Annotated in this window: 10 protein-coding genes; 3 read left to right on the top strand and 7 right to left on the bottom strand. The window is 72.4% G+C overall.

Translation table 11 applies throughout. From position 1 onward, the window contains the following. From ACWGDX_RS08600 to ACWGDX_RS08590, 3 genes are all read right to left on the bottom strand, one after another. Positions 1-390: a roadblock/LC7 domain-containing protein gene (locus ACWGDX_RS08600; protein WP_453623543.1), complete on the bottom strand. Its 390-nt coding sequence runs from the start codon at positions 388-390 to the stop codon at positions 1-3. Positions 391-489: 99 nt separating this feature from the next. Further along, positions 490-1,347: a hypothetical protein gene (locus ACWGDX_RS08595; RefSeq protein WP_453623541.1), complete on the bottom strand. Its 858-nt coding sequence runs from the start codon at positions 1,345-1,347 to the stop codon at positions 490-492. Next, on the bottom strand, positions 1,344-1,703 hold the full coding sequence (locus ACWGDX_RS08590) for a hypothetical protein (protein WP_453623539.1): 360 nt from the start codon (positions 1,701-1,703) through the stop codon (positions 1,344-1,346). The genes ACWGDX_RS08595 and ACWGDX_RS08590 overlap by 4 nt, the downstream gene beginning before the upstream one ends. A 142-nt stretch (positions 1,704-1,845) precedes the next feature. Between ACWGDX_RS08590 and ACWGDX_RS08585 the strand changes: the two genes are divergently transcribed. From ACWGDX_RS08585 to ACWGDX_RS08575, 3 genes are all read left to right on the top strand, one after another. Then, on the top strand, positions 1,846-2,211 hold the full coding sequence (locus ACWGDX_RS08585; protein ID WP_453623537.1) for a hypothetical protein: 366 nt from the start codon (positions 1,846-1,848) through the stop codon (positions 2,209-2,211). A 67-nt stretch (positions 2,212-2,278) separates the two neighbouring features. Continuing rightward, on the top strand, positions 2,279-3,223 hold the full coding sequence (locus ACWGDX_RS08580) for a helix-turn-helix transcriptional regulator (protein WP_453623535.1): 945 nt from the start codon (positions 2,279-2,281) through the stop codon (positions 3,221-3,223). Positions 3,224-3,414: 191 nt separating this feature from the next. Then, complete coding sequence (locus tag ACWGDX_RS08575; protein WP_453623533.1) at positions 3,415-4,848, top strand: D-alanyl-D-alanine carboxypeptidase family protein; 1,434 nt, start codon at positions 3,415-3,417, stop codon at positions 4,846-4,848. Positions 4,849-4,988: 140 nt separating this feature from the next. Here the strand turns inward: ACWGDX_RS08575 and ACWGDX_RS08570 are convergent, their stop codons facing one another. The 4 genes from ACWGDX_RS08570 to ACWGDX_RS08555 all read right to left on the bottom strand — a co-directional run bounded on the left by ACWGDX_RS08570 (position 4,989) and on the right by ACWGDX_RS08555 (position 11,444). Beyond that, complete coding sequence (locus tag ACWGDX_RS08570) at positions 4,989-5,846, bottom strand: pentapeptide repeat-containing protein (protein ID WP_453623531.1); 858 nt, start codon at positions 5,844-5,846, stop codon at positions 4,989-4,991. A 165-nt stretch (positions 5,847-6,011) separates the two neighbouring features. Next, the gene (locus ACWGDX_RS08565; RefSeq protein WP_453623529.1) at positions 6,012-8,672 is read right to left on the bottom strand and encodes an ATP-binding protein; all 2,661 of its coding nucleotides are present in this window, start codon (positions 8,670-8,672) and stop codon (positions 6,012-6,014) included. A gap of 160 nt (positions 8,673-8,832) precedes the next feature. Continuing rightward, positions 8,833-9,930: a HesA/MoeB/ThiF family protein gene (locus ACWGDX_RS08560; protein ID WP_453623527.1), complete on the bottom strand. Its 1,098-nt coding sequence runs from the start codon at positions 9,928-9,930 to the stop codon at positions 8,833-8,835. A gap of 47 nt (positions 9,931-9,977) precedes the next feature. Beyond that, positions 9,978-11,444, bottom strand: coding sequence for a M14 family zinc carboxypeptidase (locus ACWGDX_RS08555; protein WP_453623523.1), 1,467 nt, complete (start codon positions 11,442-11,444; stop codon positions 9,978-9,980). Positions 11,445-11,699: the final 255 nt, after the last annotated feature.

Here is an 11,699-nt window from a genome sequence, read left to right as displayed (position 1 = left end):
TCAGACGGGCACATCCCCTTCGAGGAGTCCGGCCAGTTCCTCGGCCAGCGCGGGGGTCGCCCGCTGGAGCGCGGCCACATCGAGTCCCTCGTCGCCCAGGACCGACAGCAGGGCCCGCTCCCCCACCGCCAGGACGACAACATGCCCGCCGCCGCAGCGGACGACGACATCGCGGAGCGCGCCGGTCCCGGCCTGCTCCGCCATACGCGCACCGAGCCCGAGCGTCGCCGCCGCCAGCGCGGCGACGGCTTCCGGCTGGACGGTGTCCGCGTCGGCGGCCACCAGCAGCCCGTCGGTGGTCGAGAGGACGCTCTCGGACACTCCCATCACGTTCTCCCGCAGCGACGCCAGAACATCGACAAGTGAACTGACGGACGAACCTACATACATGATGTGCGCTCCTTGATGACGTTCCGGCTGGGGTCCTGCCGAGCTCCTGCCGAGGGATGCCGTACAGAGGCTCCGGGTTCTCCACTCCATACAACTCACTCAAACAGGGTGTTCGGAATGTCCTGACGGACGGGTGACGGGGGTACGCCGTGGCAGCGCGCCCTGCGGTGTCCGGGCGGCCGTGGCCACGTCCTGTGCGCCGGGGAGGACGCGGGGCGCGGTACTCGGCCGGTCGGCCGGGAGCCCGTTCTCCCACTGGACGAGCTGAAGACCGTTCATACGGATCAGGTCCGCCATGACCCCGAACAGGCCCCGCCCCAGGGTGAACGCGAGATCCCGTGGGGTACGGCGGCCGTTGGCGACGGCGAGCAGGGCCTGATAGCGGCCGGTGAGCCGGCCCGCGGCCCGGTCCGCGCCGGCGGAGGGCCGCATCCTCACCCTGGCGAGATCGGCGGGCGAACCCCACTGCCGGGAGACGAGTGCCAGCCGGCGCGCGGTCTCCTCCGCGACGGCGCGCGGTTCGATGCCGCGCGGAGCCAGCACGGCCGGCGCCACCGGGCCCACCTCCCAGCCCTCGGGCCGGACGAGGGACATCGCGAACGCTCCCTCGAAAACCGTTGCCACGCAGAGTATTTCGAGTTCGGCGGCGCCGATCAGGCCCGCGCCGACCAGCGCCGCCGCGTGATCGTCCCGGTGCCGGACAGCGGTCAGCCCGGCCGCCCAGCCCGCGTCGTCGATACGGCCCGACTTCAGCAGGACGGACTCGGCCGAGGGCGTTCCCGGGGTCTCGATCGCGCCGATGAGCCCGTCGCGCAGATGGATCGTGCCACCCGGCGACGCGGAGACCGTCACCGTGCCGCTGAATCCCTCCCGCCGCAGCCGCCGCAGCAGCGCGGGAATGTTCCGGGGCGACGCGTCCGGCTGCGGCGGACCGTGGCCGGCCGGGTCCTCGGTCATGCCAGCACCTCCGCAGCGTGAGCGTCGAGATGCCGCATCGCGAGCGCCAGATTGGTCCGGTCCCGGTCCAGCGCGGCGACCAGGAGCAGCGGATCACCGGTGCGCCGTACGGTCCGGATCACGTGATAGCGACGCGTGGTCGTCACGACCACGCTCTCCAGTTCGCTCCCGGCCCCCGCCCCGCCCACCCGGTCGGTGATCACGGCTGCCAGTTCGGCCGTCCCCACACCGTCCCCGGTCTCCAGCACATCTCCGACCACGCAGTAGGTGAGCCCGGTGACCGCGTCCACCAGCGCGGCTCCCGTGACCCCCGGGGTCCCCAGAAGCCGGGAAAGGGACGCTTCGATCGCTGACACGTGTACCCCTTCATTTTCAGCCACATCCATCAGTATCCTAATCCGCAACTTGCGCTTTAGTGACCGATCTTGACGCCTTTGGTCCCCTGGCTTTCCGCCAAGGGCGGGCGACCGCCGCCAGTTCGAAGAAGAGGACCACGCCATGAACCTGGAGACCTCGCTCAAAGAGGCCATGACCATCGACGGCGCCATCGGTGTGGCGCTGGTCGACTACGAGAGCGGCATGTCGCTCGGCGCCCTGGGCGGGGGCCGCGGCCTCGATCTGGAGGTCGCCGCCGCGGGGAACACCGAGGTGGTACGCGCGAAGGTCCGCACCCTCGCGACACTGGACATCGACGACGCCATCGAGGACATCCTGATCACTCTCGGCAGGCAGTACCACCTGATCCGCCCGCTCACCGCCAGCCGCGGCACGCTCTTCCTCTACATCGCGCTCGACCGCTCCCGCGCGAATCTGGCACTGGCCCGCCACGGCCTCAAGCGGATCGAGGCCGCTCTGGACATCTGACGCTCCGCCCGGGGAGGCTCGGGAGCGCTGTCGGGCGGGGCTCGCCGGACGCGCTGATACTGACCACATGACCCGACACGGAGAGCTGGGCACGGCTCTGCATCGCTGGCGTGACCGCATCGCACCGGCCGAGGCCGGACTGCCCGCGGGCGGGACCCGCGAGGCGCTCGGGCTGCGGTACGAGGAGCTGGCCCAGCTCACCGGGCTGTCCGTGGACTATCTGGTCAGACTGGAGGAGGGACGGGCGACCTCCCCCTCGGTACAGGTGCTGACCGCGCTGGCGCGCGCCCTGCGGCTGTCGGAGGACGAACGCAGGCATCTCTTCCTGCTCGCCGGGCAGTCACCACCCGGTCTCGGACGTGTTCCCGAGACCGTTCCCCCCAGCGTGCGGCGGCTGCTCGGCCGGCTCGCGGGGACTCCGGTCGGTGTCCATGACGCGGCCTGGAACCTGATCACCTGGAATCCCCTCTGGGCCGCGCTCCTCGGCAATCCGTCGGCGCTCCCGGGGCGTGACCGCAACGCCGTCTGGCAGCACTTCAGGGGCCTGCCCAGCAGGATCACCCAGACCGAGGAGCAGGAGGCGCGGTTCGAGGCGGCCCTCGTCGCCGACCTCAGGGCCGCCACGGCGCACTACCCGACCGATGTACGGCTGCGGTTCCTCATCGGGGAGCTGCGGCGGGTGAGCGGCCGGTTCGCCGGGCTGTGGAACTCCCGTATCGCCGGTTTCCACGACACGGGCATCAGGACCGTCCACCATCCCGATGTCGGGCCGCTGACGCTGGACTGCGACACGCTCGCCGTCCCGGGGTGCGATCTCCGGGTCTCCGCCTACTCCGCCGCGCCCGGGACCGCCGCCGCGGACAAGCTCAGGCTGCTCGACGTGATCGGCGCCGAGCCGATGCGCGACCGGGCCGCCGACCCGGCGTGGGACCCCGGTCAGGGCCCAGGACATGCCCCCGTCTCCCACCCGGCCGCCGGATGCGATCCCGCCGCCGCTCCCGCCGACCGGTGAGCGTCGCCTCCGCGGTGCCACCGGCGTCACCCGATCGGGTGCCTGGAGGTCGTTGAACGCTCACTGGTGTCCGGGACGGCCCCGACCGGCCCGAGCCGCCGGACCCCCGCACCCACCGACCGGGGGCGAAGATACGGCCGGTCGGCTCATGCGGCGATGCGCGGGGCGCGGTCCGTTCCTACCGTGGCGGAATGATCACCAGATCCGTGACGCGCTCCGCGTTCTCCGCGACGGTGGCCTTCGCCACCGGTTTGCTGGTCCTTTCGCCCGCGCCCGCACCGGCCGTCGCGGATCCCCGGACCGATCCCTCCGTACGGGCCGAGGGCCTGCCCGTCGCCGCCGCGTCCTCCGCGTCCCCCACGTCACGGACCTCCTCCGCGTCCCCCTCCGCCTCCGCGTCCCCCTCGCCCGCCGCGTCCTCCGCGTCCCCTTCACCGCGCCGCTCGCCGCGCCGCTCACCCCGTCCCTCGGCCGCCCCCGTCGCCCCCGCCGCCGCCACGGGCCCCGTCGAAGGCACCCTGTACCGGTCGGGCACACAGGTGCGGCCCAAGCGCGGCACTCCGGCGCCGCCCCATGTGTCCGCGCTGTCCTGGCTGGTCGCCGACGCCCGGTCGGGTGATGTGCTCGCCGGACACGAGGCACACCTTCCGCTGCCCCCGGCCAGCACCCTGAAGACGCTGTTCGCCGTCACCGCGCTGCCCCATCTCCCCAAGGACGGCGAACACGAGGTCACCGAGGCCGAACTGGACGACGTCGGGGAGGGCAGCAGTCAGGTGGGGGTCGTCGCCGGCGACACATACGCGGTGGAGGACCTGTGGCGGGGCGTCTTCCTCAGCTCCGGCAACGACGCGGTGCGCGCGCTCGCCGAGATGAACGGCGGCTGGGACTCGACGGTCAAACAGATGCGGGTGAAGGCGAAGCTGCTGGGCGCGTACGACACGCATGTGGTGTCCCCGGACGGCTATGACGCCGACGGACAGGTGTCCTCCGCGTTCGATCTGGCGGTCTTCGGCCGTACGGGCCTGGCCCTGCCCGAGTTCGTCGAGTACAGCTCGACCGTCGACGCCCAGTTCCCCGGCTACGGCGGCACCTTCGGCATCGTCAACACCAACCGGCTGCTCACCGGCGAGGACGGGGTCGAGGAGTACCCCGGGCTGATCGGTATCAAGAACGGCTACACCTCGGAGGCCGGCTACACCCTGATCGCGGCGGCCAAGCGCGGCGGCCGGACCATTCTGGTCACCGTCATGAACCCGCAGTGGGGCGGTGTCCACGAGGTCTACGAGGAGGCCAGGTCGCTGCTGGACTGGGGGTTCCGCGCGGCGGGCCGGGTGACTCCCGTGGGCTCGCTCAAGCCGCCGCCGGCGCCCCTGCCGCCGAGGCCGCCGGTGAAGGACGGGCCGGTTCCCGGGCCGGTCGCGCGGGCGCTCGCCGCCGCGGCCGCCCCGGCGCCCGCTCCCAGGCCGACACCGAAGCCGGTGGCGGCCCAGGCGCCGCCCGCGCGAGCGGACGAGGAGGATCCGGGATACGGGTACTTCATGCCCCTGCTCTTCATCGGCTCGGCCTGTCTCGCGGCCGTCGCGCTCTACTTCCTGCGCCGCGCCGCCCGGCGCCGGGCGGCCTGAGATACGAGGGGTTGAGGTACGAGGGGTGAGGTACGAGGGGTACGCCCTCGCCGGTACGAGGAGCGCCCCGCGAGCGTCCGTACCACCGCCGTCCGTACCACCGCCGTGCACACCCGGATCGCCGGGCGGGACACGGCGGTCTACCAGTGGGCGGGCCGGGTGAGCGCCGCGGGCAGCCGGGTGGCGGCGTCGCCCCTCGCCGCGTTGACCTGTGTCTGGACCAGGAAGACCGCTCCGGTCAGATCGGCGCCCCGCAGATCGGTGTCCCTGAGGTCCGCCCCGATCAGATCGGCCAGCCGCAGATCGGCGCCCCGCAGATCCGCGGCGATCAGACACGCCCCGCGCAGATCGGCGCCTCTGAGGTCGGCGCCCTTGAGCTTCGCGCCGAGGAGATCGGCGCCTCTGCGGTTCTTCCTCCTGCCGGGGACCTGGGCCCGTACCAGCTCGCTCGTCCGCAGCAGCAGCGGGTTGACCGCCCCTCGCCGGGCCGCCATGTCCAGTTCCAGCAGGGTGCCGGCGTCGCTCAGGGTAAGACGTTCCGTCGTGTCGAGAGCGGCACGGAGTTCGCCGTACAGCGGACGGGCGGGCTCCAGCGTCAGGGCTTCGCCGAGATACCAGAGCAGCTCATGGAGCTGTCGCATCACCGGAAGCACGGCGAACATCCGCTCGGCGCTCCCGGGCGCCCGCCGCCAGTCCTGTCCGCCGAAGGTGATCCGGGAGACCTTCTGCCCCGCGCCGAAGCAGTCGTACACCGTGCATCCCCGGTAGCCCCGCTCCTTGAGGCGCTGGTGGATACCGCAGCGGAAGTCCGTCCGAAGGTGGTGGCAGGGCTCTCCGGCGGCCTTGTCGACGGGGAAGTCGGCCGAGGCCGAGAGGGTCAGCGCCACACAGCACAGCCCGAAACAGTTCTCGCAGTCGGCGCGCAGGCCGGGATCGGGCCCGGGGCCCGGCTGTCCGGCGGACCGGTCCGGGTGCGGGGCGTCGGGCTGCACGGGCAAGGGTTCCGGTCTCCTGTCAGAGGTGCGCGTCGTCCGCCGGTGACAAGGCGCCGGCCGTGAGCTGCCCGCGTACCGAGGTGCTGACGTTGCTGCTTCGGTTGCTGAAGTACTGAGGTGCTGAGGTTCCGATACTGCGGGGCCGGGTCGGCCCCCGGCCACTGGTTTTCAGCGTCGTGCGTGAGGAGCCTCCAGCGCCCGGCGCGCCCGTGCCGCCAGCCCGTCGGCGCCGCACCGCTCGGCCAGCTCCAGCCCGGCGGAGAGTTCGGCCGGGGAGCCCGCCGCCATGCCGTACTCGACACGGGCGACGGCGAGTTCGTACCGGGAGGGCGACGATTCGAGATGCGCGACGGCCTGGGTCAGCAGCCCGGTCCGCGCCGCGCCCTCCCGCAGGGACGCGGCACAGCACAGCGCGACCCCGATGGCGGTGTGCGTGCCGAAGCGTTCGGCCCGGTCACGGGCGTACGCGGCGAGCTGGGCCGCGCGTGCCGGGTCGTCCTCCGCCAGCGCGTAGGCGAGGTCGCACGCCCAGGGAGCCATCACGATGTTGTGCCGGCCGCGCTCCATCAACGCCAGCCCGGCCGCTTCCAGTTCGGCGACGGCCTCCTTCCGGCGGCCGAGTGCGAGCAGCAGCCGGCCACGTACGGACGGCGCGTCGGGAATGACGATCGAGGAGGAGTACGGCGGGAGGAACGCGTGGCGCTCGGCGGCCTCCCGCGCCTCGTCGACATGGCCGCGCGCGAGCAGTGTGTCGATGAGCATGGAAGCGGCGTCCCAGTGCATCGGCAGCCCGTTCCCCACCCGGTCGGCCAGCCGCAGGCTCTCGCGCAGATAGGCCTCGGCCTCGGTGAGATCGCCACGTCTGCGGTGGACATGGCCGACCAGCGCGTGGGCGAAGGCGAGATGACCGCCGCTCCAGCCGGAGATCTCGAAGGCCCGCAGTCCCTCGGTGAACAGACTCTCCGCGCGGTCGAGCCGGTCGGCGAAGGCATAGGACAGTCCGAGCAGAGCCGGCGGTTCGAAGCCCCAGGCCGTGTCGGTCCAGCCGACCCCGGCCGCCAATCCCCCGTTCAGCAGGGCGCGTTCGCCGATCTGGACGATCTCCTCGGCGCTCTCGCCCCGGGCCGTGCCGTCGAAGGCGCGCAGCATCAGCAGCACACGCTCGGTGTTGTCACGGCCGGTGAGCCCGGCGGCCACCCGGTCGAGGCGGCGGGAGCGCCCCGGGCCGTCGTCCTCGATGGCCTGTACTCCCTCCCACAGGAAGTGCGCGGCCTGGAGCCGCATCCTGGCCTGGGTCTCTTCCGTACGGGCGACCTCGGTGGCCACCACATGGGCGGCGTCCCCGGTCTGGTTGTTGTGGGTCAGGGCCTGGGAGAGCCGGAACACCACATCGACCCGCAGGGCGTCGTCGAGCTGCTGGGTGTCGAGCGCCGCGCGCAGATGGCCGACCGTGGTGGCGGGTGAGGTGAGCAGGGTGGCACAGCCCAGTTCGTACAGCACCTCGGCCCGCACACTGAGCAGCGGTGGTTCCGCCAGGGCGCGTTCGAGACAGCGCCGGGCGGCGTCCGGCGCCCCCACCGCGAGATGCTCGGCGGCGGCTTCGCGGAGCTGCTCGACCAGCTCGGCGTCACCGTCCGGGTGCACTTCGAGCAGGTGCGGCGCCGCTGCCGCCGCTCCCCTGCCACTGCGGGAGACCGCCCACGCCGCGAGTCCGTGCATGGCGGTACGGACGGCGGCGGGAATGGCGCGGTAGACGGCGCCCGCGATCAGCGGGTGGACGAACTCCAGCGGGTCCACACCCGCCAGGATGCGCGCGGCCCTCAGCCGTTCGGCGCACTCGGCGGCCTCCTCATGGCTCATACCCGCCAGCGAGACGGCCAGATCGAGGGAGATGTCGGTACCGAGGATCGCGGCGGCCCAGGCGAACTTCGTGGTGGCCGTGCCCAGTTCCTCCAGCCGGGCGATCAGTCCCCTGCCCCGCGCCGAGGCACCGAGGGCGCGCAGCTCACCGGCGGACTCCTCGACGGGTTCGAGTCCGCAGTCCCTGACCTTGGCCAGCAGTTCGACGGTCTCGTACGCGTTGCCGCCGGTCACCGCCCACACCTCGCGGCAGAATGGGTCGTCCGCGTGCTCGCCCAGCGCGGCGCGGGTCAGGCCGGCCGTGGCGTCGGAGGTCAACGCCCGCAGACTGACGAGCAGTTTGGCCGCCGCGCCGAGGGTCTGGAGATATCCCTCGGTCTCGCCGACGGCCTCCTCGGTGCGGTACGCGATGACGACGAGGACGGGCAGACCGCCGGCCGGACGCCCGGCGAAGGAGGCGAGCCACGCGAGTGTCTCCAGGTCGGCCCACTGCGCGTCGTCGACGATGAGGACGAGCGGTCCGTGCGCCTCGACGAGCCGTCCGACCAGCGCGTCCAGCCCGTCCCTGACACCCTGCGGGTCGGCGTGCTGTTCGCCGGGCGGCGCTATGCCCAGTGCGGGACCGACGATCTCGTACCGGTCACCGAGGAGTTCCCGTGCGTCCGGGGCCCCTTCGCCGTCCCGCCCGTCCACCGTCACCGCGGGCAGGAGCAGTTGCCGTACGGCATGGAACGGGACAGAGGTGACGGTCTCACCGCCGCGCGCGGACCACACCGCGCGCCGTCCTGTCGCCATCCGGCGTACTTCGGAGAGCAGCGCGGTCTTGCCGAGTCCCGCCGCGCCCCGGTAGACGAGCACTCCGCCGGTGGGCTCTTCCGCGCACAGCGCGTCGACCGCGCGGGCCGCCGCCGCGAGTTCGGGCTCGCGCTCCAGCAAAGGGAGGGCGATCGGGTGTTCAGCCCGGTGCACCGGTGTCCCTCCTCTCGAACAATGTGCGCAGGTCACATGTCGAGCCTAGCCCCGGAGTGCCCCGAGTGGATCTGAATCCGCACGAATTCGGCCGTTCGACTGCGCGTCGGGCCGGGCCGGGAGTACAGGGCGTCATCGTCCGTCGGTGCGGCGGGATTCGTCACCGGCGTGGGGGTGTGCCACAGGCCGGGCAGTCGGGTCTGCGCTCGAAGCGCTCCTCCAGCGGTTCGGACAGCGCCATCAGATTGAGGCCGAACCGGAAGCCGGGCTCCATCTCCGGTACGCCGGTCAGCAGCGCGATCGCGGCGTAGACGAGGAGATGGCCGGAGAGCCCCGCGGTGACGGCGTTCACGGGGTTCCACTCCATCCGGGGCGAGGCCGCCTCCTCGTCCTGGCCCGCGCCGAGCCGCAGATCGCGCCGCTCGACCTCGCCCGCGCGGTGGCACTCCCAGCACGCGCCACGGCCGGGCGCATGGACCCCGACCGTGACCAGGGGGCCGCGGTAGCCGGCGTCGAGCCAGGGGATTCCGGCGGCGAGACAGACCCGGTTGGCCCAGCGGCGGATCTCCGGCGGCCGGTCGGCGCAGAGCAGCAGCAGATCGTAGCCGGGCGCGAGCAGTGCGGCGAGATCGTCGGGACCGCGCACCTCGCGCCGCTCCGCGGTCAGCGCCACCCGTGAGTTGACCGCCTTCAGGGCCGCCGCCGCGGCGGTCGCCTTGGGCCGGCCGATGTCGCTCTCGTGGTAGAGCGGCTGTCTGTTGAGATTGGACAGCTCCACGACATCGCCGTCCACACAGTGCATCCGGCCCACACCCGACGCGGCGAGGCCCTGGGCGGCGAACCCCCCGGTGCCGCCGAGACCGAGCAGCAGGACCCGGGCCGACCGTAATCGTGCCTGGAGCTCCCAGGCCGTCGCGCGCGGTGAGAGATCCATCCAGCGCAGCAGGGTCACACCGCGGCTGTAGCGCTCACGGTCCTCCGCGGTGAGCGCGGCGGAGGGCTCCGCCCCGGCGTCCTCCAGGAATCCCGCCTCGTAGAGGTCGCCCATCGCCTCGGTGACCGAGCTGGGTTCGACTCCGGGGTGGCGGGTGACCACCTGGGTGACCGCCTCGGCGGGGGCGCGGGTCCCGTCGAGCGCCTCGGTCAGTGTCCAGATCCAGCCGTCGGGGTCGGTGACCTCGGCGCCGATCCCGTACACGACGCTGCCGATCCGTACGTTTCCGTCCACGGTGCGGTAGGCCCGGTGCTCGGGCTTCACCCGTGGCCGCCGTAATCCGGACAGCGGTTCCGACCGTCCGTCGGGTGTCATGCCCGTACCGCCCTCGGCTCCCTGGACCGCTCGGCCAGCTCCGCGGCGGCCAGCACGATCCTGAACTGATGTTCCGCCTGGTCACGGACCGGGATCCAGCGGGCGCGGCAGTCGGCCTCGAAGGCGGCGCAGCGCTCGGTGAGGAACTGGTCCAGGGTGGAGCGTACTTCGGCGAGCGGCTCCGGGAGGGCTCCCGCCGGAAAGCCGGGGAAAGGTCCGGTGAGCGGTACGGGCGGGGGGAGGGTCCCGGTGGCGGAACGGGGCTGGGCGACGGATTCGGGAACGAGCGTCTGATGCAGCAGTCCTGCCGTACGGACGACGAGCCGCCGCGCGGCGATCCGCAGTGCCATGATCCGTGCCCGGTTCATCGGCGGCAGAGCGCCGGAGCCCGTACCGGTGCCGCCGCGGGCGCCGGTTCCGGTGCCGGTACGGGCCCCGGTGTCGCCGCCCGTACGCGCGCCGCCGGACCGGCCGAGGGCCGCTTCCGGCGACCACTCGTCGGCGAGTCCCGGACTGACGGCGAGATATTCGTCGACCGGCGCGAGCAGTGGATCCACGGTGGCGAGGAGATCGGGCCGGACCCGCTCCAGCAGCCGGGCGAGCGTTCGCGCGTCCTGTCGGAGCGTACGGCTGATGGTCTCCAGGGCGCCGTGCGGATCGGGGTGCGATGAGGTGTCGCCGACCCCGTCGGCCGCCCACATCGGCGCTTCGACGACCGCGGTGACGGTGCCGTACGCGTGCGGATGGAACCAGGTGGAGGTGGCGGTGGCGGCGGGCAGCGAGACGAACTGATCTGTCTCCTGCGGCCGTGGCATGTCATAGACGCCCGGTCCCGGGCTCGGCCAGAAGAACGCGTCGTACGGGCCCAGTTCCACCGGGATCCTCAGATCGGCGGCGGACTGTGCCAGTTCGTCGGAGAGTCCGGGCAGGGCACGGGTGAGCTGTACGAAGCTGCCGCCCACGTCCACGCCGTGCAGCGAGCACTGGAGATAGGGGCGCAGTTCGTCCTGGAGAGCGAGCAGGGCCCGGGTCTCCGGCATGGGCTCCGCGCCGGGCTCGGTGGGCAGCCACTCGGGCTGTCCGTCGAAGCCGGGGCGGAAGAAGTTCCGGTAGTGCTGGGAGAACGTCATCGGGCCCTTGAGCCACCGCTCGTTGCGGCGGGCCCCGTCGGGATCGAGACAGAGGACGAAGTGCCAGGTGGTGTCGGTGAACCGGGCCGGCCTGCCGGGCCGCAGCAGATACCGGGCCAGGCGCAGCACCGTGAGCCCCCCGACCGGTTCGTTGGCGTGCGGTCCGGCGACCACCAGCGCGTGCCGGCTGCCCCGCCCCACGGACATCAGCCGGATCGGCTCCCCCGCCCGTGAGTTCCCGATGGACCGCAGGACCACCCGGTCGGGGTGCGCCGCGGCCAGGGCCGCGGCGCCGGAGGTCAGTTCATCGACCGTTGGATATCGCCCCGGCACGGTGACCCGTTCAGGAGCCGGTGGAGTTGCTGTCGCCCGTTGTCTCTTTCCTGTCCAGTCGACGGATCTTGATGGTGGCCTGCTTGCGGCGTGAGGTGCTGTCGCTCTTGACGGTTCCGCTCATGAGCCGCTCCTTCGACATCACGGTGCCCAACTCCGCGTTGTGCACCTGATGTGATGGTCCGTCACGGAATGGGAGGGCGTCAACACTTGCGAGGGGGGAGTCTGCGTACGCCTTCGCGACGCAGCCGCGGA

The sequence above is a fragment of the Streptomyces sp. NPDC055025 genome (assembly GCF_053608565.1).
This window is presented reverse-complemented; position numbering and strand designations above follow the sequence as displayed.

Excerpts from the sequence above, each read along its gene's own strand:
- ACWGDX_RS08595 (WP_453623541.1), bottom strand. The coding sequence starts at position 1,347 with ATGACCGAGGACCCGGCCGGCCACGGTCCGCCGCAGCCGGACGCGTCG.
- ACWGDX_RS08580 (WP_453623535.1), top strand. The coding sequence starts at position 2,279 with ATGACCCGACACGGAGAGCTGGGCACGGCTCTGCATCGCTGGCGTGAC.
- ACWGDX_RS08585 (WP_453623537.1), top strand. The coding sequence starts at position 1,846 with ATGAACCTGGAGACCTCGCTCAAAGAGGCCATGACCATCGACGGCGCC.
- ACWGDX_RS08575 (WP_453623533.1), top strand. The coding sequence starts at position 3,415 with ATGATCACCAGATCCGTGACGCGCTCCGCGTTCTCCGCGACGGTGGCC.
- ACWGDX_RS08600 (WP_453623543.1), bottom strand. The coding sequence starts at position 390 with ATGTATGTAGGTTCGTCCGTCAGTTCACTTGTCGATGTTCTGGCGTCG.